This is a genomic window from Cellvibrio sp. KY-GH-1 (assembly GCF_008806975.1).
GTDB lineage: Bacteria > Pseudomonadota > Gammaproteobacteria > Pseudomonadales > Cellvibrionaceae > Cellvibrio.
Genome location: NZ_CP031728.1, coordinates 5598068 through 5624586, shown reverse-complemented (window position 1 = coordinate 5624586; position 26519 = coordinate 5598068). Strand labels below are relative to the sequence as shown.

Below are 26519 nucleotides of genomic sequence, written 5' to 3'. Positions count from 1 at the left end.
CAATCTCGGATAAAATCCCGCTTTTGTTAGCCCCTGATTTTGGTATCTGTGTGTTATGGCCTCACTAATTCTGTTCAATAAACCTTTTGGCGTGCTCTCCCAATTCACCGATGGCGAGGGGCGCCCAACGTTGAAGGACTATATCAAGATTCCCCATGTATACCCGGCGGGGCGCCTGGATCACGATTCAGAGGGATTATTACTTTTAACTGATGACGGTCAGTTGCAACATCACATTGCTCATCCAGCACACAAACTGCCTAAATCTTATTGGGTTCAGGTAGAGGGCGCCCCAAATAGTTATGCACTCACCAAGTTACGCCAAGGCGTGGAACTCAACGATGGAATGACGCAACCCGCCGAGGTGCGTTTGATTCCCCCGCCGAAACTATGGGAGCGGAACCCACCCATTCGTGAACGAGCCAATATACCCACCCAGTGGATGGAAGTTGTGATTACGGAGGGACGTAACCGCCAGGTACGCCGAATGACTGCTGCCGTAGGCCACCCGACCCTGCGTCTTGTAAGGGTAAAAATCGGCAACTGGACACTTGAAGGTATTGAGCAAGGTAAATACAAAGTCGAAACCATTCATTTACCTAAAACATCAGCCACTCAACACGTTCGTCCTAAACAAAGTCAGTCGCAAAAGCAGGCAGATAAAATCAGTAAAGGGGCGTCCACAGGCCGCGGTATCAATGCCTCTCAAAAAATGACTGACAATCAGGGAAGCAAGAAATCAGGAGGGCAAAATCAAGCGGCAACAACTCCTGCGCGCAATAAGGTGGCAACCAAGGACACACAAGCTAAATCGCCAACCAAAACACCTAACACAACAAACCAAACACTAGTGATTCAAAAACCAAAACGAAAAATTACACTCACCCCCAAGTAATTTTTACACCTGCATCTCCTCCCCCCAAAATTAAAGGCGCCAATTGCGCCTCTAATTTTTTCAAATGAACTCCAATTAACGTGAGCTAACCATAAGTAAAGGTCAAGCCTTTCTCCCGGTAATCGCGTAGACGTATCCCATGAGTCCCATCGCACAATGCACGTTTAATTAAGTGGGTTTTATCAAGGGTTTTTTGCTCGACATCCACAAGATTAAGGATCAATTCCTTTTCCAACGGCTTATTCAAATCTTTAACCACAATAATTTTAGGCAAATGACGATAGCGGTAGTTGGTTTCCAGAACGATTCCCACCAATCCATTGATGAGCTCAACAATACTACCGGGAGGATAAAGGCCGACGCATTTAATGAACTCGAGAGCGAGACGCTCATCAAAATGCTTACCGCGTTCATCAAAAATTCGTTTGAGCGCATCGGTTCCTGGAATCGCACGCGAATAACAGCGATCCCCCGTCATTGCATCATAAGCATCAACAATAGCGATAATTCGCGCAAAATCAGAAATACCTGCAGCCTTCAGCTTTCGCGGATAGCCGGAACCATCAACACGTTCATGGTGGCTGTAGGCAACGTCTACCGTTGCATTGGGAATACCCGGTGACGACATCAACAAGTTGCGACCATGCACAGTATGGGCCTTGATGATATTAAATTCTTTATCAGTCAGTTCTTCACGCTTGTTAAGCACATTCGAGGGAACACGCATCTTGCCTACGTCGTGTAATAACCCGCACAAGCCTAATTTTTCCAGCTCCGACTCACTCATGCCTAAGTGACGGCCAAAAGCAATCGAGAGAATGCACACGTTGAGGCAATGCTCGGACGTATATTCATCCTCATTGCGCATACGCGACATCCAGATAAGAGCGTCCGGGTTCCGCAATATACTACCCACACAATCTTTAACCGTTGACTTTGCTTGTTCTGTATTAACCACCCCTCCAAGGCGGGCATCATCTAGCAGGGATTTGGTAAGCTTTTTAGCTTCGCGAAAAACCCCTAAAGCAGCTTGATGCTCCTTTTGGGCGTCGATTTTGTTGATGTAGGATTTAACTTTCGGAATGGGAGGACCAGCGACACCCCGCTCCTCCGGGGGAATCCACTCTTCGCGCACCGCATCTATCCAGACATGTTCAGAGTATTCCGCTACGGCGTCTATATCATCCAGGCTTTCAATCATAAAGCCTTGCATCAGAAACGGTGTTTCCTGCCAGTCGCGATCAAGCCTGGACACAAACATGCCTATTTTCAGCTCTGAGATGTGGATTTTGATAGTACTCAGACGCTTATCCACATAGCCCGGCTTTACTTCTTGCCGATCCAAAGAAACCTCACTTTGCTGTTGTTATTATTACTGCGGAGCGCCGTATATTAAGAAAGAAATGATGCGTAAATCACTCATCGATGGTTGAATCATAGCTGCTTTTGAAAGCGTTAACATTAAACAAAAAGCTATCAAAAAAAAACGTTTTATTACTTTATGCTAACTTAAGCGACAACAATTCAACTAATGAATTGGTGTAAAAATGGGTTTTTACAGGGAAAAACATCAAGAGATTTTAGCCAAATCCCATAGCCGGTTCATTTCATGAATAGAGGTTTCCTCCAGGGGTTGGCCCACACTTTTTTCAATAAAATGAAAGCGATACTCAAACTTCTGATTGGCGAGGCGCAAGGCCTGCTCCGGATCAATTTTCATATAACGCGCTATATTCACCGCCGCAAACAACAGATCACCCAGCTCCTCCTCCAGAGCTTGCCGGTCTCCCGAGTCCAACTCTGCCTCAACTTCCAGTAATTCTTCCCGCACCTTGGCAATGGGACCGTAAACATCATCCCAATCAAAGCCTACACTAGCCGCCCGCTTTTGAAGTTTCGCCGCACGACTTAGCGCTGGCAGGTTCAATGGAATATCGGCCAACAACCCTTGCACCCCTTTGGCTTCACGCTCCTGTTGCTTGATAGCCTCCCAGCGAGCTTTTACATCGCCCGGCAAGGTGTTGCGATTATCGACACGGCTTTGCAAGGTACCCTCAGGAAACACATGAGGATGGCGGCGGATTAGTTTAGCCGCCAGATCCGACACAACTCCCTCAAATTCAAAGCGGTCTTCTTCTTTACCGAGCTGGCTATAAAAGACAACTTGAAACAGTAAATCTCCCAGCTCTTCTTTCAAATGAACGAAGTCCTGCTTTTCTATTGCATCCACAACTTCATAAGCCTCTTCAAGCGTAGAAGGAGCGATGCTAGCGTAATCCTGTTTGATATCCCAAGGACAACCAGATTCCGGATCTCGGAGGCGCGCCATCAAATACAGCAAATCATCCAGGGAATATTGTGCGGTCATAATTAAGGTAAGAGCCAAAAAGTTAATGCTTGCGCCGGGCAGAGGCGATGTTAGGCAGCTGATTGAGTTTGGTGAGTATGCGACTTAGTTCGTCGAAGCTGCGAATCTCGACCGTCACCTGCATGTCTACCGTATTTTTGCGCTTATCCGATAAGGTTTGCAACGCAATAATATTGATGCGCTCCTGATCCAGTAGCGTAGTAATATCCTTCAACAAGCCGTAACGATCATAAGCCTCAATCACTACATCTACCGAATAGAAGCTTTGTGGTGCATCACCCCACTCCACCTTAATAATGCGCTGGGGTTCGTCGGTTTGCAGCTGCAAAATATTGGAACAATCCTGGCGGTGAATGGATACCCCTTTTCCCAGCGTTATATAGCCGGTAATTGCATCACCGGGTACCGGGTTACAACAGTGGGCAATCTGGGTAAGCAAGTTACCCACACCTTCGATATAAAAATCAGAATCTTTTTTCGGGCGCGGTGTTTTGGCCTTGAAGGGAATTAGTGGCTGTTGCGGATCAGCCTCATCCAATTGTTTCTGGGCGGCATTTAATACCTGCCCAACACCGATATCACTAGCCCCCACTGCTGCGTATAAATCATCGAGCGAGTTAAAACGCAGTTTTTTCGCCAGCTCTTCAAAATCCAGATCCAGCAATGCCAAACGTTTGAACTCACGATCCAGCAGCGCTTGACCTTCGGCGATATTTTTATCGCGCGCCTGCTGCTTAAACCAATGTTGGATTTTGGCGCGAGCGCGCGGTGTATTCACATAGCCAAGCGCAGCGTTAAGCCAATCGCGACTGGGCGATTCCAATTTGCCGGTGAGGATTTCCACCTGATCAGCATTTGTCAATTGATAGTTGAGAGGCACTATGCGGTTATTAACCTTGGCGCCGCGGCAGCGATGGCCGACATCTGTATGGATTTTGTAGGCGAAATCGAGTGGCGTTGCAGTACGAGGCAAATCCACTACATGGCCTTCCGGCGTGAATACGTAGATACGATCCTGATTGACGGAGCGCAGATCTTCCTGCAGTTGCGCGCTGTCACCGCCAAGTTCTTCATGCCACTCCAGTACTTGACGCAACCAGGATATTTTTTGCTCGTAGGCATCCTGTGTGGATTTGGTATCTGTGCCCTTATAGCGCCAGTGGGCGCAAACTCCCAGCTCCGACTCCTCATGCATTTCATGGGTGCGAATCTGGATTTCCAAAACCTTGTTTTCCGGGCCCCAAACCGCCGTATGCAGCGAGCGATAGCCATTTTCTTTGGGTGAGGCGATATAGTCATCAAATTCGTGGGGGATGTTGCGCCATAAGCTATGAACAATACCGAGCACGGTATAGCAATCGCGAATACTCGGCACCAGGATGCGCACGGCGCGTATATCGTAGACTTGGGAAAAGGGAATTCCCTTGCGCTGCATCTTCCGCCAAATGCTGTAGATATGCTTCGCGCGGCCGCCAACAGTACCTTCAATATCGGCCTTTTTTAATTCGCCACGCAAGAGATTGAGCAAATTGTCGATATATTCCTGGCGAGCCAGCCGACGCTCATCCAGCAACTTGGCAATACGTTTGTAATCATCCGGTTGCAGATACCGGAAAGACAAGTCTTCCAACTCCCACTTGATATGCCCAATTCCTAATCGATGGGCCAGCGGAGCGTATATATCGGCCACCTCACGCGAGACCTGACGTCGGCGATCGGGCTCTGCATTTTTGACCGAACGAATAGCGCAGGTGCGCTCAGCCAGTTTAATCAGCGCAATACGCACATCATCCACCATGGCCACCAACATCTTGCGGATTTTCTCCGCCTGTTCAGTGGCTTGGGAACCAAGTACCTTTTCCTCTTCATTGCGCTGGTAGCTAATTGCCGCCATACGCAGTACGCCTTTGACCAGTTTACCAACAGTTTCGCCAAACTCTTCCTGAACATCTTTCAGGGTAATTTTGTGCTCGCGTACAGCGCGGTAGAGAATCGCAGCGACCAATGCATCCTGGTCTAACTGCAAATCAGCGAGGATTTCAGCCATTTCCAGGCCGATCCGAAAACAGGAAAACTCCTCCCCCCAGTTATGATCGTCATCTGCATGAATATCGACTAACGACAGGCTTTTTTCCGCCGCGCGACGAAGTTCGGCGCGATTGGTTTCCACCTGCAAGTGGGAGTGGTTGAGCCGGTCGATCCAGGCATCTATATCGACCTTGCCGTCAGCGGCTATGGGGTGATCTGCTCTGACTTTAACCATAACGTCTACTTCAACAATTCGGGGTTGTTTTATTGTTTTGTTGTAAATCGTGTCGCCAAAAATAGCAATTTAGCCGACACAATAAGCCCATCACTTAAGCAAAAACAACGCCATTGACTCTACATGGCTGGTGTGGGGGAACATGTCCAATACTCCGGCGGCATCCAATTGATAGCCAGCTTCGGCCAAAATTGCGGCATCACGCGCCAAGGTCGCCGGGTTGCAACTCACGTAGACAATTCGCTTGGGCGAAAGTTGCTTGGTTGCGACCCACTGCTTGATGGCGGTGACCACCTCTTTTGCACCATCACGGGGCGGATCGAGCAAAATTGCTGCAATTTCATGCTCTTTTCCACCAGCCAGCCGTTGCCACTGAGTATGGGTCATATCAGCGAGGTTCGCGGCAATAAATTTTGCATTGGCGATACCCAGTCGCTCGGCATTTTCACGCCCCCGCACCACCATGGACTCCACCGCTTCAATGCCAATTACCTCATGACAAACCCGCGCCATTGGTAAGGTAAAGTTTCCTATGCCGCAAAACAAATCCAATACTCGCTCATGGGGTTTCAAATTTAAAAGCGCGAGCGCCTGTGCCACCATCTCTTCATTTACACGAGGATTCACCTGCGTAAAGTCTTGTGGATGAAAACTCAGCGGCAAATCACCCAAACGATAATTCATTCGTGGATTACAGCTATTTGCATCCAGGTCGGTAAGCCCAATATTGCCGTTAGGCTCCAGCCACACGTTGCACAAATAGGCTTGCGCAAATTGCGCGAGGCTTTGCAAATCTTGTTCAGTTAATTTTTTGGTGTGACGCACAATAACCGCAGATTCATCGCCGCCGCGCACCAATTCGATATGCGTCACTGCTTTCGCGGAGCGCAATTGCTCCAGCCAATGTTGCAATGGTGTGATCAGTACATTTAATTCCGGAGCCAGCACCAAACAATTCTGAATTGCCGCAATCGTTTTGCTTTGCTGCTGACGAAATCCGAGGCTGACACTATCATCATTTTCATACCAAACACCCAAGCGCGCACGGGTGCGATACCCACTATCCGCAACACGCACCGCAGCGAGAATACGTTTTGGCGTTACCTTGCCCCAATGCTGTAACTGCTGCTCCAGCGCCTGTTGCTTCAAGTTAATTTGCGCTTCAGGTTTAACATGCTGCAACTGACAACCGCCACACTCGTGATAATGCACACAAGGCGGCTCAATACGATCGTTAGATGATTCAATTATCTGGTCGACACGCGCCTCGACAAAACGTGGATGCTCCTCTACCAAACGCGCACTGACACGCTCACCAGGCAAAGCACCTTGAATGAAAAGTGTTTTACCATCCAAATTTGTTAAACCGCGACCATCGTGGCTCCAACGTTCAATGGTGAACTCGCCTAAACGCTTATTAATTTGCGGCAGAATTTTTTCTGCCGCGCGCGGAGCATTCATACGTGGAGTGTCATCGCGCACATAGACAGGCTCGCCAATTTTCTTGGGGCGTGGCTTTTTGCCGAGCAAATTACCACCCTTCCCGCTACCACTTTTACCACTACCACCTTTATTCGAGCGATTTGTCATTGATTTGTCTCAGTGCATCGATTTACAACATTGCGATTCAGTTATGCGCTACTTATTGAACTGCGTATCCATCCATTGATATCTTTCGCGCTGCCAGCGAATCATTTCTTTAACTTCCGCCTCATAGCTGCCCGTACCACCATGACTACCATGCAAAATCCATTGCGCAAAATCAGTCACTGACCAGATCGAATAATTTTTTACCTGTTGCTTCTCTAACCAGGTCGCACGGGCATCCGCATAAACAAACAGCAATTCAAACTTTCCTTCTGCTTTCAGCGCATTCCAACGCGCTTTTACTTTTGCCTCAAATGCTGGATCTTCAAACAAGCGTTTGAACCAAGTACTTTCCCGAATGCGCCAACCGTAGGTTTTATCCACATCGGAATACCCGGCATTGCCAAACGCGAGGTCAAAATCCCATACGGGACCAAAAAACAATTTTCCGCCACGCTTTTTATAAACATAAGCGCTGGCTGTTGCACCGTCCGGATTTTTAAAAAGTTCATTAATGATGTAGTAGTTAATCACGGAATCCACATCGATATAGGCCGCATAACCTTTGTTTACATCTTTAAAGTCACTGCCAAACAAAGCGGATTCAGTATCAGCAAAATAGGTTGAAATATAGTCGCGTTGGGCGGCCCACGCTGGATCAAGTAACGTCTCAGGGCTCTGTAAACAGAAGGGATCCATGCCGTGGTTTGAATCTATACAAAAATCTATTTTTCGATTCAGATTTTCTCCATTCACACAAAACGATTCCCATGTATTCCCAATGCAATAGTTTTTGTGATATCGAAAATCGATTTCCATTAAATAGCCACCGGTAATTTTCTCGGCATCGGTGTCCGTTACCTTCATTTCCGGAATATTCACACGGTCTTTTGCTATACGAATATGCTCCACCAACTGATAGACACCCTGATAAACGCCATTCAGGTTCACCTCCACGTACTGCGCGCGCGGGGTATATTCCATCCCCAGGCTCTTGCTAAACATAAAGGTGATGTCATTTCGCATCAGGGTTTTGTCCGCATAATTTGCCAACAACACCCAGTGTTTACTCGCTGGCATTCCCAACAAAGATGTGGAATTGGCTAGCTTCAATCGATAAGGTTTTTTCGGCCAGCTCCAGGTAGAGTTGCCACGCCCTCGAATTTCAAGCGTACCGGAACTTTGCTCTACCCCTTCACCATTTAGGGTGAACTGACCGGTGAGATAATTCTCTTTAGAAACAATAGGCGCTGCGCCATCCGTCGTTAACGAAAGCGTGGGTAAAGTCTCCGTTGTTCCTTTAGGAAAATCTGCAGGTATCGCAAGGCTGCTGGAGCTGGAAGACATAACAGATTGCGAAGAACTACTCGATTGAGTATTTCCACCTTTATTATCTCCACCGCCAGAACCCGATCCACCACAGGCGCCCAGTGATATTGCTAAAACCATTACCTTAATCCGCGTAACGACCGACATAAAAGCTCCTGCTTGTTTATTGTTAGTTGATTTTTACCGCTGTATATTTAGTTCAAACGTTAAATAACCCGGAAGACAAATAGCGATCCCCGCGATCGCAAATAATCGCCACAATCACCGCGTTCTCTACCTGCTGACTTAACTCCAGCGCCGCTGCAACAGCACCACCAGAAGAAACGCCGCAAAAAATACCCTCCTTGCGCGCCAGCTCGCGCATGGTATCTTCCGCCAGTCGCTGAGGCATACTTACTATGCCATCCACACGATCGCGCTCATAAATTTTGGGAAGATACGCTTCAGGCCAACGGCGAATACCCGGAATTTGCGCACCATCGGAAGGCTGCAAGCCAACAATCTGAATCGCAGGATTTTTTTCCTTTAAAAATCGCGAAGTCCCCATGATGGTGCCGGTGGTACCCATGGAGCTGACAAAATGGGTAATACGGCCTTCAGTTTGCTGCCAAATTTCCGGACCGGTAGTGGTGTAATGCGCAAGCGGATTGTCTGGATTACCAAATTGATCAAGCACCTTGCCCTTCCCGTCTGCTTGCATTTGCAAAGCCAGATCGCGGGCCCCTTCCATTCCCGACTCTTTGGAAACCAAAATTAGCTCTGCACCGTAAGCTGCCATAGACGCCTTGCGCTCGGCTGTGGAATTATCCGGCATGATTAAAATCATGCGGTAGCCTTTAATGGCTGCAACCATCGCCAGTGCAATGCCAGTGTTGCCACTGGTAGCCTCGATTAAGGTGTCACCCGGTTTAATGTCACCGCGCAGTTCAGCGCGAGAAATCATCGATAGCGCCGGGCGATCTTTTACCGACCCGGCCGGATTATTCCCCTCGAGCTTGACCAAAACTTTATTGCTGGTAGTGCCGGGTAAACGCTGCAAGCGCACCAACGGAGTATTACCGACATACGCGTCAATCGTGGGAAAATCCATAAATGCCTCAGTGGGGATATTCGAATGGCTGGCAGGTTGCGCAGGCGCGCTGGAGGCGGCTATTCTACCTGTGATCGCACGCCCTGCGAACACCTGGCACGCATCCGCTTGGGACTTTATTCCTGCCAGTTACTCTATTCATCACACGCAACTAATCAGAAGAACAAGGAACAAGGCCGCTTGCCATGAATAAACGCAACAGTATCAAGTCCGATGTGTGGCGCCTGATTTTTATTCCATCCATCAGCATCATCATTTTTATTGCCATCAGCCTCACGTATTTGTGTATTTCGCAAATCAATAAGTTTATCGATTTGCGCGGCAGCATACTCGCGCAAAAAACTGCACACTTGTTGCACAAACCTATTTCCGACAGCAACCGTGAGTTAACCCAACATATTCTCGACGCCTCCTTGGAAGAGCCCTACATTCGCGCTATCCACGCCTATTACGCGGACAAAGATCAAAGTTTTCACAGCGGTCCGCAATTTATGGAAACCCGTGATTCCGGCGAGCCAAATATGGAACAGCCACTGGAGCGTAAAACCTATCGCACCTTGCGTTTCTCCCACCCACTGGTAAATCTGGAAAATAAAAACCCTATCGGCTGGGTAGAAATTGAATTACTGGCAGCGCCTTATGCAGTCGTCCGCTATGAAGCAATCGTGTTGACCATTGCATTAACAACCTTGTGTTTGATCATCGGTGCCTATTTTGCCATTTCACTCTATTACCGCATCACCGATCCGCTTGATCACATTAAAAATGTGGTGCATGCACTCGCACGAGGCCGCTTGAATGAACGGGTCGTACAACAAAATTCCAATGAGTTTCTCGGACTTGCTGAAGCCATCAATACAATGGCGGATTACATGGAAGCAGCGCAAGCCGATATGCAGGGGCACATTGACCACGCCATTGAAGACTTACGCGAGACGCTGGAGACCATTGAAATCCAAAACGTAGAGTTGGATCTTGCACGTAAAGAAGCCCTTGAGGCGAGCCGGGTCAAATCAGAATTTCTTGCCAACACCAGTCACGAAATTCGCACACCGCTAAATGGCATTCTCGGATTCATTAACCTCGCACTTAAAACAGAATTAAATGAACAGCAGCGCGAATACATGGAAACCATTCGTGACTCAGCGCAAAACCTGTTAACTGTGATTAACGGCATTCTCGATTTTTCCAAGATTGAATCCGGCAAGCTCACACTGGATTATGCCCCCCTACCGATTCGTCAGAGCGTTGATGAAGTGCTGCACATTTTGGCACCCGACGCCCATGAAAAAAATCTTGAATTGGTGAACTACGTTGAAGCAAACATTCCCAAGAATTTATTGGGCGATGCGTTGAGATTCAAACAAGTCCTTTCCAATTTATTAACCAATGCCATCAAATACAGTAATAGCGGCAACATAGTCGTGGATATCAGTATCCTGCAGCGCCAGGAAACCCAAATCACCTTGAAAATTTGTGTTAGTGACGAAGGAATCGGTTTAAGCCGCGAAGAACAGGATCAATTATTTAGCCCGTTTAACCAAGCTGACAGCTCCATTACCCGCGAACACGAAGGCACAGGGTTGGGACTCGCCATCTGTAAAGGCCTAGTGGAGCGTATGCATGGCGAAATTGGCGTAGTCAGTGAGCCGGAAAAAGGCTCTACCTTTTGGTTTACCGCGCGTATGGGTATCGACAAACGGCAACCGTCCCTAAGCCAACTTGCCAACCTGAGTGATTACCGCATTTTATTGTGTGGGGAAAATCCTGCTTCGCTAAAACAGATCGACAACCTTTTGCGCGAATGGAATGGCAACACACAAAACATTCCTGCAATTCACGATTGCTTTCCAATACTACGGAACGCCCGCAACGCCAACAACAATTTTGATTTATTGATTCTGGATATTGCCCCCAACGAACGGAAAATCCCCCCCGTACTGCTGCACAATCTCGCCGAACAGCTGCACATGGAATTTAACTGTACATTGATCGCATGCTGCACGCCTGCGCATCAGCGTTTATTCCGCAATCATTCCGATAAATCACGCGTATTGTTTATTAACAAACCCATTGCCTACGATGCATTGCTGCAAACGCTCGGACGACAACTCGATTTACACATTAAAGATATGCGCGAACAAGATGAAGATTTACTGCAACCGAGCATTTCAGTGCTACTGGTAGATGACAACCCTGCCAACTTACAACTCGCATCAGAATTGTTGCGAGGCTTAAATACCCAAGTCACTCAAGCAAGTAGTGGCCCAATGGCCATAGAGGCCTGCGAGCAACATGAATTCGATGTAATTTTTATGGATATCCAAATGCCAGGCATGGATGGTATGGAAGCAACGCGTCATATTCGCACATTGGAAGAGGGAAAACGGCGCACGCCTATCATTGCGTTAACGGCGCACACGATTACCGAACAGAAAGCCGAATTGCTGATTGCCGGCATGGATGACTGCATCAGCAAACCGGTAAATGAAAATCAGCTTGCCCATATCATCAATCGCTGGAACAGTTTGTCGGGCAAAAAAGAAATTGTGATTCAACCGGAAGAAAAAACCAGCGCACCTGTGCGCGAAACCATTCCCACAGAAGACCTGACCGGCTCGGTCGACATCCAATTGTGTCTCAAACTTGCCAATCACAAACCCGCACTCGCGCGCGATATGCTGAGGATGCTGCTCGCCGGATTGGAATCAGAGAAATCGCAAATTCAACAAGCGTTGGCCGCCGAAGAGTTTGAGGAGCTGGGTGAACTGGTTCATCGACTCTACGGCAGCAGTTGCTATTGTGGAGTACCACGCTTGAAACACATCAGCGGACTGCTGGATAAATTATTCCAAAGCAAACAATTTGAACAGGCGCGCAGTGCTATGCCTGCCCTCAACCACGCGCTGGATGATTTACTCAATTGGGGCAGGGATAAAAATATCGATGCGCTCTTTGGCCTGGAACCCAGTGAGGCACCTACCAGCTAAATACTAACCCGCTGGTTGCCGGAATAATTCGCGGCTATGCAAAGGCTTGCTGCCCAATAGAGGCCTGAGCATGCGTCGCGTTAGTTGCTTCGCAGCCTGGCGCGTCAACGGCGCCGAATAATCACCCTGCGCGATTGCCAGCAACCACTCCCCTTTAATCAACAAGTTTTCAGGAATATCAGGGGCAGCAGCATAAAAGCCTTCTTGAATATGACACTCATAGAAGTCTTGAATTTCAATGGCGCAGCCGCTGCGCACATCGTGAGTAAAATCCAGCGCGTAACCCAATTCCTCCAACAATCGAAACTCAAATCCACGCAATAAAGGTTCTATTTCGACTTCCAATTGTAAGGCATTCAGGCTTTGCTCATAGGCGTAAAATAATCCGTTATGTCTATCCATCTCTGGCAACAAACGCACCAGCAACTCATTCAGATAAAACGCAGAATATAAGTGATTGCCTTTTAGGCTGAGGAAGTGATTGTCTGACTCAAAACTGGTCAGCAATTTCATATCTGTTTTGCCTTGCCAGCACACGAGCAAGCGACTGAACGGATTTAGCAATTGACGCTTGGGGGTTTTCGTTTTACGCACGCCACGCGCCACTGCAGTGACGCGCCCGAAATCCGGCGTGAGCAAATCAACTAATAAACTGGTGTCGCGGTAAGGGCGCGTGTGCAATATGTAGGCTGGCTGCAAATCGACACGCATAATAGGTTACAGACAAGAATTAAAAATCGTTATAGCCAAGACTGCGTAACGCACGCTCATCATCTGACCAGCCAGATTTTACTTTCACCCACAATTTGAGCATGATTTTCATCTCAAACAATTTTTCCATATCGATACGTGCTTCAGTACCAATGAGTTTGATACGTGCACCCTTGTCACCAATCAGGATTTTTTTCTGGCCATCGCGCTCCACCAGAATTAACGCAGAAATATTGAGCAAATTACCTTCTTGCTTAAACTCTTCAATTTCCACCGCCATTTCATAGGGCAATTCATCGCCCAATTGTCGCGTAATTTTTTCACGCACAATCTCTGCTGCCATAAAGCGCGAACTGCGATCGGTAATCTGATCTTCAGGATACATATGTATCCCTTCGGGCAACCGCTCAATAATCAACTGCTCCAGACGCTCCAGGTTGTTATTGCGCAATGCAGAAATTGGAACAATTTCCGCCACCTTTAGTTTTTCTGCCAGCTGCTGTAAATGCGGCAACAGCGTCTCTTTATCTTCTATTTGATCAACTTTATTAACTGCCAGAATTACCGGGCTGTTAATATTTTGCAGCTTCTCCGCTACCGCTTCATCCTCTTCCGTCCAGATAAAACGATCCACCACAAACACCACAACATCAACGTCTTTCATCGCCGTGGTTGCCGCGCGATTCATATAGCGATTAATTGCTTTTTGTTGCCCTAAATGCAAGCCTGGGGTATCGACGAAAATGATTTGCACATCGCCTTCAGTCTTAATCCCAACCACAGCATTGCGAGTAGTTTGGGGCTTGCGCGACGTAATACTGATTTTTTGCCCTAGCATGTGGTTAAGCAGGGTCGATTTACCTACATTAGGGCGGCCAACAATAGCTACATAACCGCAGCGCGTATCGGTGTTGTCAGTATCAGAGTCAAAATTCATAAAAAATTACTACAGAAAATAAAAAGAAAGTGAATCGAAAAAGCGAAACAGGCAGGTATCTAGTCGAGCTTTAACTGCTTAAGCATCAAGAGTGCGCACTGCTTTTCCGCTTCACGGCGGCTAGAGGCTGATGCTTGGGTCGGTTTTTTGGCCAGTACAACCCGGCACTCAATCGTAAATACCTGGGCATGCCCTTCCCCGCCAATATTGATTACAGCATATTCCGGTAAAGGCTGGCGCTGGGCTTGTAAATATTCCTGTAGACGCGACTTGGCATCCTTGGCGCTGGTATCAATGCCAATTGCATCCAGACGCGAGGCAAACCAGCTCAACACCCGCTCACGGCACACATCAAGACCACGCTCGGTATAAATTGCGCCGATTATGGCCTCTACGCTATCGGCAAGAATAGAATCGCGACTTCTGCCTCCCGACTTTTGCTCGCCCTCTCCCAGAATCAGGCAATCGCCCATTTCAAATTCTCGAGCCAGTTCAGCGAGAGTTTCACCTTTTACCAATTGCGACCGCAAGCGGCTCAACTGCCCTTCACGTACGTCCGGAAAACGACTGAACAAGGCATCGCCAATGATAAAATTTAAGATGGAATCGCCCAGGAATTCCAAACGCTCGTTATTGGTTGCGCCATGGCTGCGGTGGGTTAGCGCCAGTTGTAGCTGACGCTGATTTTCAAATTGATAGCCTAGACGTTGCTCCAGGCGTTGATATTTAAGATTTTGCACAAATTACTTGGTAGTTAGTGTGGCTGCTGGTTTGCAACATTGGGCGGGATTAGTGCTGTCCAAATGATTCTTAAAGCCTAAAATTAAATCAATGTTGTACATCAACGTAACACGCGTCTCATAGTCAACGGTGACCATTGCCTTTTCCGCTTCGCGCTCTATTTTAATATTTTTTGTGGGACCTTCACTGCGCACATTGTTAATCATATAGAAGTTATTGAGTTTTTTAATAATTTCAGCATCACTCATCTCTTCCAGCTTTTCTCCGCCAGAGACCAACGAACGCAATGCCGACTCGACGTAACGATTTTCCGCATACAACGGAACTACTTTGAACGCAAAAAGCAAAAAAAACCCGGCGATAGCTGCAACCAAAGCGAACTGCAACATCCCCATACCACGCTGGTGCCTGAATCTCTTAAGCTGAACAGTTTTCATCAATTTGGACTCCACAAGAGAAGATACGACTGCTTTTACGCTAGCACAAAAATCTACTTGATAACGCCAACATGATCAAACGAAGGAACACTGAAGAACTTATCCCAGTGCATCCACACAGCAAACGCTTTACCAACGATCGCATTTTCAGAAACCACACCCCAGTCGCGACTATCCAGACTATTATCGCGATTATCGCCCATCATGAAATAGTGCCCCTCAGGCACTACCCAGGAACCGCGCACGCTTAACGGACCAGGCTGGAAATGTTTGAACGCGGTAAAGGTTTTATCGTCAATGGTTTCTTTCACCATACGCAAATAAGGCGCACCCGCCGGCAACTCAGCAACCAGCTTTTCCTCGATAACCTTACCGTTAATCGTCAACACATGGTTGATGTAAGAGATATGATCGCCGGGAACACCAATCACGCGCTTAATGTAATAAGTGGTAGGCGCATGGGGTGGGAAAAACACCATCACATCACCACGCTGAGGCTTGCTGACCGGGATAAGCTGGGTATTGGTAATAGGTTCGCGAATACCATAAGCAAATTTATTGACCAGAATAAAATCACCCACTTCCAGAGTTGGAATCATGGAGCCAGAGGGGATCTGGAAAGGCTCAACCAAAAAAGAGCGTAAAAAGAAAACGATAAACAGTACCGGGAAAAATGATTTCGCATACTCAACCAATACCGGCTCACGCGCAGCGACACTTTTGGCATCTTCATAGGCCATCTTCTGCTGTTCAGTCTCCAGCGCCATGCCAGTGAACTGTTTATCAACGGCAGCGACTTTTTCCTTGCGGGGACGCGCTAAGACCAACGCATCAAATAGCCACACCAGACCAGTGACCAACACAGCCAAAGTGAGAATCAGCGGGAGATTAATACTGCTCATCAAGTTTCCTTAGGTTGCCAGTTAATTAGGTGCGTAGAACTTTTTAGCTATCTATTTTCAGCACCGCGAAGAAAGCGGCTTGTGGAATCTCCACATTACCGACTTGCTTCATACGTTTTTTACCCGCTTTTTGTTTTTCCAACAGCTTCTTCTTACGGGTTGCATCGCCGCCGTAACATTTTGCCAATACGTCTTTACGCAAAGCTTTAACGGTTGAGCGTGCCACTACCTGGCCACCAATTGCAGCCTGAATCGCCACATCAAACATTTGTCGCGGAATGAGTTCTTTCATTTTTTCAACCAATTGGCGACCCATGTTCTGGGCTTTATCGCGATGCACAATAATCGCCAATGCATCCACCTTATCGCCATTGATCAATACGTCCAAACGCACCAACTTCGCACTTTGGAAACGCACAAAGTTATAATCCAGAGAGGCAAAACCGCGGCTAACTGATTTCAAACGATCGAAGAAATCCGTCACCACTTCGTTCATTGGTAATTCGTACTTTACCGACACCTGAGAACCGGTAAATTGCAGATCCTTTTGTACACCACGCTTTTCAATACACAGTGTGATGACGTTACCCAAGTGCTCCTGTGGTACCAGGATATTGGCCTCCACAATTGGCTCGCGCATATCGCCGATACTGCCGGGATCAGGCAACTTGGACGGGTTGTCCACATAAATAGTTTCACCCTTCGTGGTTTCAATTTCATAAACCACGGTTGGCGCGGTGGTAATCAGATCCAGATCGTATTCACGCTCCAGGCGCTCCTGAATAATCTCCATGTGCAGCATTCCGAGGAAGCCACAACGGAAACCAAAACCCAACGCGTCTGAACTCTCTGGCTCATAGAACAGCGAGGCATCATTCAAGGTAAGCTTGGCCAGGGCTTCGCGGAAATCTTCAAAGTCATCGGAACTAACCGGGAACATACCCGCATAAACTTGCGGCTTGATCTTCTGGAACCCCGCCAAGGCTTCCACATCTGCCGTTTGCGCATGGGTAAGAGTGTCGCCCACCGGGGCACCGTGAATGTCTTTAATACCGGCAACCACAAAGCCTACTTCACCAGCCTTCAGCTCTTTTAATTGCAGAGGCTTGGGCGTGAATACGCCGAGGCCATCGACCAACTGAGGCTTGCCAATGGTTTTGGCGATAATTTTATCTTTGATTTTCAAGGTGCCTTGCATTACCCGCACGAGCGACACTACCCCGAGGTAGTTATCAAACCAGGAGTCGATAATCAGTGCTTGTAAAGGGGCATCTACATCACCCTTGGGTGCAGGTACCAGACGCACCAGCTCTTCCAGTACATCTTCCATACCCAGGCCAGACTTCGCAGAACAACGCACGGCCTCCATTGCATCCAGACCAATAATGTCTTCAATTTCCTGGGCGACACGCTCTGGTTCCGCTTGGGGCAGATCCATTTTGTTCAGAACCGGAATAACCTCCAGCCCTTGCTCAATGGCGGTATAACAGTTGGCGACCGACTGGGCCTCTACCCCTTGGGCAGCATCCACAACCAGCAAGGCACCCTCACAGGCCGCCAAAGAGCGAGACACTTCATACGTGAAGTCCACATGGCCAGGGGTATCAATGAAGTTAAGCTGATAGGTTTTGCCGTCACGTGCCTTGTAGTTCAACGTCACACTGTGGGCTTTAATGGTAATGCCGCGCTCGCGCTCCAAGTCCATGGAATCAAGCACTTGCGCTTCCATTTCACGATCACTCAGGCCACCGCACATCTGAATGAAGCGGTCAGCAATGGTGGATTTACCGTGGTCAATGTGGGCGATAATGGAAAAATTGCGGATATGGCTCAGGTCAGTCACAGGTGCTTAACTACTTTAACGAAGTTGGATTTGGATCCCCGAAACCGGGGGGCGAAAAGATTGGGCGGCATTCTAGCCTATATGCCCCATCGGGTACACATATCCCCCCTCAAGGCACTAAGCAAATCACGCGCATCCGTGCCCATCCTAGAAAAATAACCTTGAAATGTCGCTACCGCGCCTTACACTAGCGGCGGCACGTTAATCTACGGTTAAGACAACTCCAACTACATTAGCGCCCAGACTTCATCCTATATAAAAACCAATCCCCACTGTTACAAGGATTTTCGCCATGCGCAAATACACATTCCCCTCACTGCTACCTATTGCCTTTATTTCTACTCTTGCCTTCAGCACCGCCCAGGTAAACGCTTTCGACCTTTTGGACAAAGCCAATAAACTTGTAGAAGAAAAAAATAAGCTCACCAAAACCGTAAACGACACCCTCAAGGGCGACACCAGTACGCCTGACGATAGCAGTGTTGAAGGAGCTGAAGACAGCGAATTGCTGGATAAATACCCACGCAGCCAGCTCATTGCATACAACCAAAATGATTTGACCCGAACCGTGTTACCCCTGTCTGCCAACTTGCCCAGTGATCGCACCAGCTTCCGCAAACTAAAACTATCAGGCGAACAAAAAGTTTATATCTACTCTGTACCCGCAGCGGTTTCTAACTCATACCTCAAAGTATTCAATACGCTTAAACGCAATGCAGCCGATGCAAATTTTGAAATTCTTTGGCAATGTGATTCTGCCGAGCAAAATTGTGGGCAGTACCTTGCAAAACAAGCCATTTATGAAGAGCGCGGCGAAGACGCGAGCGATATTTATCACGACCTGACTGACTTATACAATCTGGATGACGATACGGATTTTGCCATGCTCACAGCGCGCACCAAAGTCAGAGGTAAACCGTATTTTTTGTTTATGCTGGTGAATAAATACAGCAGCTCAAAGCCAGTCACCTATTCATTTGAACTGGTACAAGCAGATGATCCACTTAAAGGCCAAAACAATACTGCCCATCAGGATGAGGGCGAAAACAACTCCGCCTCCACCACTGCACCAACCAAAGGCAATTTACTGCAAGTAAAGTTTCCCGGGAGCAAGTTAATCGCAAAACACAATAACGACCTAACCAGAGTCGTTCTTCCGCTTTCGGCAAACCTCGCCAACGGAAAACGTAGCGAGTTCAAAAAATTAAAACTTACCGGTGAACAGTACGTCAATATCTATTCCGTCCCTGACAACGTGAGCAAGTCCTATTTAAAAACCTACTCCACACTTAAACAACAACTACAAGCGCAAGGTGTAAAAGTGCTATGGCAATGCGACTCTGCAGAAAAAAACTGTGGGGTGCAGTTAGCCAGACAAGCGATTTATGAAGAGCGGGGTGAAGATGCAAGTGATATTTATCGCCAACTGGCCGATTTATATAACGTTGACCGGGGGGCAGATTTTGCCATGCTGACAGGAACACTCGGCAGCAAAGGAAAAGAAGAATATGTATATGTCAATGTGGTTAAGTTTAAAAATAAAACCGTTAACTATTCTCTGGAACTAATAAAACCGGAAAGCATATAAATTTTTGCCTAAAACAAAAAAATCGACTAAGGGCGCGTAAAGCGCCCTTAGTTTTTGGGGCGTCCAACAGGGAAAATACCCTCTACGCACAATTTTTTACAGACCTCTTCCCGCCGCTTTTGCACAATAGCACCGCTGTTTTGTATTTAAGGATTCAGACTCCCTTTAACCTAGAATCCTACTAACAATTTCAATACCCATTCTCAATGGAACCTGAGACCATGAACCATTCACGCTATAACATCTACACCCTGATTCACAAAGGATTGAGAGCAAGCCTGTGCCAAAACCTCGTTGATTTAGGAAAACTCGACGACACCGATGCAGAGGCAGTTGCACACCAATTGGAGATCACAGGAAGCCTGTTAAATTTTTGTCGCGACCACCTTGAACACGAAAACAATTTTATTCACCCGGTTATTCAATCGCCGGATAAAAACCCGTTGCAAACTATTGATGATCATTACGAACACGAAACAGTGATTGATGAGTTACAGCATAAGATCGCGCTTATTAAGAACTTGCACAGCACAGATAGAACCAAAGCATTAGAATCTTTTTATGGTTCATTCTCTTTATTTGTTGCAGAAAACTTTACCCATATGCGCGTTGAAGAAACCCACAACGTGGAGCTGCTGTGGAAATACTTTAGCGATGAAGAAATTCATTCGATTGAGCAAAAGCTGGTTGCGTCACTCACCCCTGAGGAAAACCTACGCTGCTTATTAATGATTCTACCGAACATTACACACATGGAGCGCACAACTTTTTTACAAGGGTTCCGCCACGCAGCTCCCGCAGATGTATTTAATGGCACGCTCGCCATGCTTAAACCGTTACTCACTGGCAAAGATTGGTTGAAATTGACTACCGGTTTACACCTGGATCTACAAACGCCCACTACCGCCTGATTTTTCGCTTTGCATTTCTTTCTGCTTTTACCTGTGGGGCCATCGATGCCAGATGCCCACAGGCCTTTTTTCGCGGAAATTTGAGCCATAGCTATTCAAACCCCATAAATGGAATTCGATTATGAAAAAACTCACCTATATCCTCACCCTATTTTTCGCCATGATGCCCGGCCTGATTTTTTCCAACCCCAGTTCTGCCGACACCATACCTGCACCGGACACGGAATACTCTGGTGTACGCACTGTTGTTACCGCCGAAGGCAGCTTTACCCAAACAGTGCACCACTCACATGGCAAGGAACGCAATGAAATGCAAATGCAAATGCAAGGCATGAGTATGGCGACCATTTCACGTCCGGATAAAAAAGTGGCCTGGCAATTAATGCCAATGCAAAAAATGTATATGGAAGTGGATTTAAAAAATGCTAACAAGATGTCTGGCAATGCACCTGATGATGTCACTATTGAAAAAGTGGGCAGCGAAGTTTTGGATGGCATTACTACCACCAAATACAAACTGGTAATGAAAGACAAAAGTGCTGGCGGATTTATCTGGTTATCACCGGAAAACATTCCATTAAAAATGGATTTCCTGAGCAAAGAGGGCAACAACAAAAGCCGCGTGACCATGAGTTTGAAAAATTTAAAAGTGGAACCGCAGGACGCCGCGCTCTTTGAATTGCCCCAAGGCTACCAACCCATGCCCAGCATGGGCAATATGATGAAAAACCTGCGCCCGCAATAATCAGCAAATCCATTACACGGAGTTTAAACAATGAAACGTATCGTTAATACCGGTTTGGCATGGCTACTTTTTGCGGCACCACTCGGTTATGCCGATTGCGCAGCTGACCTAAGCGTCGCGGACGCACAAAAAGCCTACAAAGATGGAACCACCCTGGAAGCCCAGGGACAGCTATGGGATGCAATCAACAAATATGAAATTGCGCAGGGCTACGTGTGTGAGGATGGCGGCAACCCGATCGCTAAACAAGCATTAAGCAAAGCCATCGCATTAGGCAGTAAACAAGGTGCATTACAAGAACAAAAAGGAAACTTATTCAAGGATGGAAAGGCGGCAGGAGCTTTTCAATGGTATGAGAAAGGCGCTAAATTTTCCTCAGCCGATAAAGTCTTAATCGCCGCGCTGAAAAAAAATCCTACCGATATACAATTATCTGCTTTCGCGCAGGAACATTTTAAAAATCGCGCCGACGAATCATTTAAAAGCAATCGCCAAACGGCATTGGAATTGGCTGGCGACTACACGCTGGACGCAGCCTTCGACCCTTATGTCGTGAGCTTACCACCGAGCAACATTGCACGGCTGTTGGATAGCTATCAGGCCGTACTACCGGACGCCTACTTGCAATCCCTTGCGAAATTGGAACAACAAAACGATGCGATTAAACCGGGCGATATCGCAGCGGCAATGAACGTGCAGCAAGCCGCCACCCAATTTCAAAAACAATGGAAAACTGATCGCATCGAAGACATTGAAGATCTATTTAGTGATGCGCAGGCCTGGACCCAACAAATCCGCGATTACAAACAAGCTGAAGCTTTGCGCTCAAAGATCGATCAGGCACGCTTGTCGCACGCAGACAGACTGAGCAAATCTTACAACAGCACAGTAAAGCTTTTGGAGAGTGCTTTTTTGTTCTATCGCCAGTTGGATAAAGAAGCGCAACTCAAAGCGCTGGAGCAAAAGGCCAGCGCTTATGCCGATCAAGCAATGGCAGCAGCGCACTATGAACGCGCCGGTAATCTCTACCGATTGATTAACGATTATGAGAAGGAACAACAAGCGCGCGCCAAGCTGGATGAACAAACTGAACAACTAGCCAAAGATGCGCAAATGGGTTCAGCAGCACAAATTGCTGAGATGCAAAAAATGTATAGCGATCCGAAAAAAATTCAGGAACTGCAAAAACAAGCACAAGAAATGCAAAAGCAAATACAAGCACAGCAACACAAAGGCACGTCTACTGAATATCAAAAAGAAACTGACGACCTGGAAGATGAATTAGGGTTGTAATTTATGATCAAAAAATTAGAAGGAAACTTTGGCGCGTTTTTATCGCTCTTGATGAGCGCGCCTTTTTTTGCCCACGCCAACGAAGTACCGGAACCGGTTTACGCCAACGTGAAAATGGAGGGATATCCCTACGAAGGTGAGAACTGCGAAGGGGGGGACTGGACCCTGAACTGGAAAGGTCCGGTTCACGTGGAGCCCGGCCCAATCGCGGATCTCTTAATGAGCTACACCGCATTCGATACCAGTCATCCTGGCCAGCGCCCTATTCCCTCAGTTATTTTTAATAGTAAACAAGTTATTTGCCGCGATAACGACGGCAAGGTTGTGATGACCGCTAAAGTCAATCAAAAAAATTCCAATAAAGTTCAGCTTACCGTGAGTCTTGCACAAAACGCAGCCTACAATTCGCCCGCATTTATTTTTTCCGCCGATGAAATGGGTGTGTGCAAGGTCGATGCGAATGGCGCGAGTTTTGATTACCCCAACGTAATGGCCAGCATTCATACCGGTATGCTCAACGCTATTACGCCAGCACTGGATATCACGCTCGCTGATTTACAAAAGGGTTTCAATAAAACCTATCAGTTTGATGGCACAGTCATTGGAATTCCTCCAATGTGTATGGGCGGGCACCTAAAGCGCGGCAGTGTCAATTTACGCTACAAATCAGGCACCGAAGACCCAACAGTTGCCATGGATGCCTGCCTGCATCTGGCAAAAGATGAAATCAAGGAAATTATTGCGCAGGGCTCGCCCGCCAATGGAACCTATCAATTTACCTCCAATCCCGCCGACACTCTTGCAATTGTCAGCCAGCAAAAAAACACGGCTAAAATTCACGGCAAAACGCCTGGTAAAGGCGAAGTCAGCGTCGAATATAGGTACCAGGGAAAAACCGCTAGCACCACAGTCGCCGGCAGTGTTGTTGAGTTAGTGAGCGTCAATAACGGCGGCAACATTCCCAAATTAGGACTTTATGATGTCAACGGAAAAAAAGTTGGCACTACTTATAACTTCCCACTGAAACTCAACCCGCTCGATGGCTATGTACAAATGACATTGGAAAACGATGTACTTGCCAGTGTGGCTAATACCGCCAGCAATATTCAGATCCAACCGTTTAAGCTGGGCAAAACCCTAATGCAGGCTAAAACCCTGTGCGGTAGTAAAATTGGCAGCCCAATTCCGATTGAAATAGTTCGCTGCGATGACGAAGTGCAAAAGCAATTGCAGACAAAAAAAGAAGAGCACAAACGCCGACTCGACACCTTGGTCTCACGTATCACCAGTATGTTAGCCGACACAGAATTCCAGCGCGCTAGCACTGAAATTCGCGACACAACAAAAGACATGGCCATTAAGACCGGCGAATCCATTATTAACACTCTCACTTTTGGCAGAACCAAACAGGTAGAATTTGCCAAAGCAAAAGGCATCTTGTTGAGCAAAGATATTATCGTAAACGCGCAACGTTTGGATGTTGTGGGAAATGTGTGGGATGCATATAACACGGTCAACGATGCTTACACCACTTACACAGAAACACCAAAAGATGTGAACGCCCATATTAAATATGCGGTAGGTGCCGCTGTGCTGGCGGGGCGAAACTCCGCCATAGCATTGGGGAAAACTTACGGAGAGTCCTATCTGGCAGCCAAAAAATTCGGTACTGACTTGGGAATTATTGCCGGTGTTGCCGATCAACTTGCGGAACTGGAACCCCAGCATGACAAACTCATTAAAGAGTACATTCACATCAGTGATCACCTCGCCTTTTGTGAAAAGTCTCCACCCCCTAAACCGGAAGAGCCAACGCCACCAAAACCTACACCGACTGAAGACGACGAAACAGATATTCCAATAGAAGAGTTACCAGCGGAAGAAATTCCCGTGGAAGAAGAGCCAAAACCCGAAGAACCTAAAGAGCCACCGAAAGTGGAAGATCCGCCCAAAAAAACCTACGGTTTAGCCTGTCGCATTCAGGATTTAAAAGCACCGGGAACCGCGCAGCACTTACGTGAATTGAAACAACTGTATCAAGCGCAACAACAATCGTTGGAAAAAGCACAGGCAACGCTCAAAGTTTGGCAAACGGCTTTGGAAAAAATGGAAAAAGCCGCTGCAGGAACTGAAGCAGAATTTGTGGCTGAACTACCCGTATTCAAACAAGCACAGGATCAATTTTTATTACAAACAGCGCAACATGGCTATAGCAGTTTGGAGTTTATGCAAGAAACAGATGAGTGCCCTGAGCGCTTACAAATAAAACTCGATCAAGTTAGGGCTCGCTACAATTGATCGATTTTCTGTAGCAGCGCAATTAAATGCTATTTCCATTAAAAAAAACGCCGGCATTTCAGCCGGCGTTTTTCATGTGGCTTTACGGTTAACTTACTTAATAACAATCGACCTGAATACCGGACGATTTTGACGGTAGAAACGAACAGCCTGGGGCTCATTTTTAGGTAGACCTTTTACTACCTTATTGTAATCGCCAACGGATTTAACATCGCTAAATGCCAATTGCGTAATTACATCTCCCGGTTGTAGACCAGCGTCGGCGGCCGGACTATCGGGTTTAACATCCTGCACTATCACACCAGTTTCCGCACCACCACGAGTACTTCGATCCAAGGGCGCGACTACCAACCCCAAAACATCCACCGAATTTTCTATAGGCGCATTGGCTGGGCGCTCAACCGCCTCATCGGGCGATACAGGCAAGGTACCTACGGTTACATTGAGTGTCTGCTCTTTACCTTTGCGCACAATCACAACCGGCACTTTGGATTTAGGTGCAGTCCTGCCAACCAAATAGGGCAAGTCGGAAGAAGTGTGCACATCATTGCCATTAAATTTAATAATCAAATCACCATCTTTCAGGCCCGATTTCGCAGCGGGACCGTCCGGATCAGCTTCACTAATTAATGCACCCATGGGTTTATCAATTCCCAACGAGCTAGCCAAATTTTTGTCTACATCCTGAATCATCACTCCCAACCAGCCGCGATCTACACGTCCTTTATCTTTTAACTGGGCAACCACATCAACCGCCAGAGACGATGGAATCGCAAACGACAGCCCCACCGAGCCGCCGCTGGGTGAATAAATTTGCGAGTTAATACCTACGACTTCGCCATCCATATTAAATAGTGGGCCACCAGAATTGCCGGGGTTAATGGCTACGTCTGTTTGAATAAAAGGTACATAGTTACTTTCCGTATGCGCCGATGGAATGCTACGCCCAATCGCGCTCACTATGCCCGCCGTTGCGGAATAATCCAGACCAAAGGGAGAGCCGATTGCTACTACCCACTGCCCTACTTTTAACTTTTCATCGCTCGCTAATGAGAGCGTAGGCAAATTTTTCGCTTCAATTTTTAATAACGCCAAATCCGACCGCTCATCACTACCAATCAGTTTGGCGGTAAACTCGCGCTGGTCATTCAGAATCACGGTAATACTATCCATTTGATCAACTACGTGATCATTGGTTAACACATACCCATCATTGGAAATAATAAAGCCTGAACCGAGTGAGCCGCGATCGCGCGGTGCCTGGCGACGCTCCAATAGCTCGCGGAAAATATCGGGCAACCCTTGCATGTTGGGCGGCAGCTGTTGCTGATCCATCCGTGCCACAGAAGCCTTGGACGTTGCGGTAATTTTCACCACCGCCGGGGAATGCTTTTCAATCAGCTGCGTGAAATCTGGCAGCTCAGCCGCAACACTGGAAATAGACATAAATACCAGACTGAGAACAGCAATAGTGTTCGTCCACTGGCGGGTCAATACTTGCATAGTTAACTCCTTGATCAGTAATTCGCTGGCCGCACCCACCAGGATGCAGCACACACTCGCAACATGAGACTAAACGAAAACTAAAAAA

The 26519-nt window shown here is 47.3% G+C and carries 19 protein-coding genes and 1 pseudogene; 7 read left to right on the top strand and 13 right to left on the bottom strand.

All coding sequences use genetic code 11. The annotated features are described in order from the left end of the window. Window positions 1–55: 55 nt before the first annotated feature. A pseudogene (locus D0C16_RS23365) lies at window positions 56–607 on the top strand (pseudouridine synthase); the annotation flags it as partial. A gap of 373 nt (window positions 608–980) precedes the next feature. On the opposite strand, the gene D0C16_RS23360 reads toward D0C16_RS23365, so the two are convergent. From D0C16_RS23360 to cysM, 6 genes are all read right to left on the bottom strand, one after another. Then, on the bottom strand, window positions 981–2240 hold the full coding sequence (locus D0C16_RS23360) for an HD-GYP domain-containing protein (RefSeq protein ID WP_151034643.1): 1260 nt from the start codon (window positions 2238–2240) through the stop codon (window positions 981–983). Window positions 2241–2465: 225 nt separating this feature from the next. After that, on the bottom strand, window positions 2466–3263 hold the full coding sequence (gene mazG, locus D0C16_RS23355) for a nucleoside triphosphate pyrophosphohydrolase (protein WP_151035085.1): 798 nt from the start codon (window positions 3261–3263) through the stop codon (window positions 2466–2468). Window positions 3264–3285: 22 nt separating this feature from the next. Further along, window positions 3286–5526 (bottom strand): GTP diphosphokinase, encoded by a 2241-nt coding sequence (relA, locus tag D0C16_RS23350; protein ID WP_151034642.1) that lies wholly within the window; start codon window positions 5524–5526, stop codon window positions 3286–3288. Window positions 5527–5616: 90 nt separating this feature from the next. Further along, window positions 5617–7116, bottom strand: coding sequence for a 23S rRNA (uracil(1939)-C(5))-methyltransferase RlmD (rlmD, locus tag D0C16_RS23345; RefSeq protein WP_151034641.1), 1500 nt, complete (start codon window positions 7114–7116; stop codon window positions 5617–5619). A gap of 48 nt (window positions 7117–7164) precedes the next feature. Next, complete coding sequence (locus D0C16_RS23340; protein ID WP_151034640.1) at window positions 7165–8589, bottom strand: CotH kinase family protein; 1425 nt, start codon at window positions 8587–8589, stop codon at window positions 7165–7167. 52 nt (window positions 8590–8641) lie between these two features. After that, on the bottom strand, window positions 8642–9532 hold the full coding sequence (cysM, locus tag D0C16_RS23335; RefSeq protein ID WP_151034639.1) for a cysteine synthase CysM: 891 nt from the start codon (window positions 9530–9532) through the stop codon (window positions 8642–8644). Between the two features lie 185 nt (window positions 9533–9717). Between cysM and D0C16_RS23330 the strand changes: the two genes are divergently transcribed. Next, window positions 9718–12522 (top strand): response regulator, encoded by a 2805-nt coding sequence (locus D0C16_RS23330; RefSeq protein WP_151034638.1) that lies wholly within the window; start codon window positions 9718–9720, stop codon window positions 12520–12522. A gap of 3 nt (window positions 12523–12525) precedes the next feature. Here D0C16_RS23330 and recO read toward each other — a convergent pair whose 3' ends face one another. Genes recO through lepA form a run of 6 tightly spaced genes read right to left on the bottom strand, consistent with a single transcriptional unit; the run spans window position 12526 to window position 18093 of the window. After that, entirely contained in the window at window positions 12526–13233 is a 708-nt protein-coding gene (recO, locus tag D0C16_RS23325; RefSeq protein ID WP_151034637.1) for a DNA repair protein RecO, read from the bottom strand. A 19-nt stretch (window positions 13234–13252) separates the two neighbouring features. Continuing rightward, window positions 13253–14170 carry a GTPase Era gene (era, locus tag D0C16_RS23320; protein ID WP_151034636.1) on the bottom strand — a complete coding sequence of 306 codons (918 nt, stop codon included), beginning with the start codon at window positions 14168–14170 and terminating at the stop codon, window positions 13253–13255. 59 nt (window positions 14171–14229) lie between these two features. Next, window positions 14230–14910: a ribonuclease III gene (gene rnc / locus D0C16_RS23315; protein ID WP_151034635.1), complete on the bottom strand. Its 681-nt coding sequence runs from the start codon at window positions 14908–14910 to the stop codon at window positions 14230–14232. Window positions 14911–14913: 3 nt separating this feature from the next. Continuing rightward, window positions 14914–15348, bottom strand: coding sequence for a DUF4845 domain-containing protein (locus D0C16_RS23310; protein ID WP_151034634.1), 435 nt, complete (start codon window positions 15346–15348; stop codon window positions 14914–14916). Window positions 15349–15401: 53 nt separating this feature from the next. Beyond that, window positions 15402–16250 carry a signal peptidase I gene (lepB, locus tag D0C16_RS23305; protein WP_151034633.1) on the bottom strand — a complete coding sequence of 283 codons (849 nt, stop codon included), beginning with the start codon at window positions 16248–16250 and terminating at the stop codon, window positions 15402–15404. 43 nt (window positions 16251–16293) lie between these two features. Then, on the bottom strand, window positions 16294–18093 hold the full coding sequence (gene lepA, locus D0C16_RS23300; protein WP_151034632.1) for a translation elongation factor 4: 1800 nt from the start codon (window positions 18091–18093) through the stop codon (window positions 16294–16296). A gap of 292 nt (window positions 18094–18385) precedes the next feature. On the opposite strand from lepA, the gene D0C16_RS23295 reads away from it, so the two are divergent. From D0C16_RS23295 to D0C16_RS23275, 5 genes are all read left to right on the top strand, one after another. Next, entirely contained in the window at window positions 18386–19681 is a 1296-nt protein-coding gene (locus D0C16_RS23295; protein WP_151034631.1) for a hypothetical protein, read from the top strand. Window positions 19682–19902: 221 nt separating this feature from the next. After that, complete coding sequence (locus tag D0C16_RS23290; protein WP_151034630.1) at window positions 19903–20592, top strand: hypothetical protein; 690 nt, start codon at window positions 19903–19905, stop codon at window positions 20590–20592. A gap of 121 nt (window positions 20593–20713) precedes the next feature. After that, a complete protein-coding gene (locus D0C16_RS23285) occupies window positions 20714–21337 on the top strand; it encodes a DUF4412 domain-containing protein (protein WP_151034629.1) in 624 nt (207 codons plus the stop codon). A gap of 30 nt (window positions 21338–21367) precedes the next feature. Next, window positions 21368–22630, top strand: coding sequence for a hypothetical protein (locus D0C16_RS23280; RefSeq protein WP_151034628.1), 1263 nt, complete (start codon window positions 21368–21370; stop codon window positions 22628–22630). A 3-nt stretch (window positions 22631–22633) separates the two neighbouring features. After that, window positions 22634–24928, top strand: coding sequence for a hypothetical protein (locus D0C16_RS23275; RefSeq protein ID WP_151034627.1), 2295 nt, complete (start codon window positions 22634–22636; stop codon window positions 24926–24928). Between the two features lie 93 nt (window positions 24929–25021). On the opposite strand, the gene D0C16_RS23270 is transcribed toward D0C16_RS23275, so the two are convergent. Then, entirely contained in the window at window positions 25022–26431 is a 1410-nt protein-coding gene (locus D0C16_RS23270; RefSeq protein ID WP_151034626.1) for a DegQ family serine endoprotease, read from the bottom strand. Window positions 26432–26519: the final 88 nt, after the last annotated feature.

Coding starts and splice junctions, on each gene's coding strand:
- cysM (WP_151034639.1), bottom strand. CDS start 9,532: ATGGATTTTCCCACGATTGACGCGTATGTCGGTAATACTCCGTTGGTG.
- D0C16_RS23275 (WP_151034627.1), top strand. CDS start 22,634: ATGATCAAAAAATTAGAAGGAAACTTTGGCGCGTTTTTATCGCTCTTG.
- D0C16_RS23285 (WP_151034629.1), top strand. CDS start 20,714: ATGAAAAAACTCACCTATATCCTCACCCTATTTTTCGCCATGATGCCC.
- D0C16_RS23295 (WP_151034631.1), top strand. CDS start 18,386: ATGCGCAAATACACATTCCCCTCACTGCTACCTATTGCCTTTATTTCT.
- era (WP_151034636.1), bottom strand. CDS start 14,170: ATGAATTTTGACTCTGATACTGACAACACCGATACGCGCTGCGGTTAT.
- relA (WP_151034642.1), bottom strand. CDS start 5,526: ATGGTTAAAGTCAGAGCAGATCACCCCATAGCCGCTGACGGCAAGGTC.
- D0C16_RS23280 (WP_151034628.1), top strand. CDS start 21,368: ATGAAACGTATCGTTAATACCGGTTTGGCATGGCTACTTTTTGCGGCA.
- mazG (WP_151035085.1), bottom strand. CDS start 3,263: ATGACCGCACAATATTCCCTGGATGATTTGCTGTATTTGATGGCGCGC.
- recO (WP_151034637.1), bottom strand. CDS start 13,233: ATGCGTGTCGATTTGCAGCCAGCCTACATATTGCACACGCGCCCTTAC.
- rlmD (WP_151034641.1), bottom strand. CDS start 7,116: ATGACAAATCGCTCGAATAAAGGTGGTAGTGGTAAAAGTGGTAGCGGG.
- lepB (WP_151034633.1), bottom strand. CDS start 16,250: ATGAGCAGTATTAATCTCCCGCTGATTCTCACTTTGGCTGTGTTGGTC.
- D0C16_RS23340 (WP_151034640.1), bottom strand. CDS start 8,589: ATGTCGGTCGTTACGCGGATTAAGGTAATGGTTTTAGCAATATCACTG.
- D0C16_RS23330 (WP_151034638.1), top strand. CDS start 9,718: ATGAATAAACGCAACAGTATCAAGTCCGATGTGTGGCGCCTGATTTTT.
- D0C16_RS23270 (WP_151034626.1), bottom strand. CDS start 26,431: ATGCAAGTATTGACCCGCCAGTGGACGAACACTATTGCTGTTCTCAGT.
- D0C16_RS23290 (WP_151034630.1), top strand. CDS start 19,903: ATGAACCATTCACGCTATAACATCTACACCCTGATTCACAAAGGATTG.
- D0C16_RS23310 (WP_151034634.1), bottom strand. CDS start 15,348: ATGAAAACTGTTCAGCTTAAGAGATTCAGGCACCAGCGTGGTATGGGG.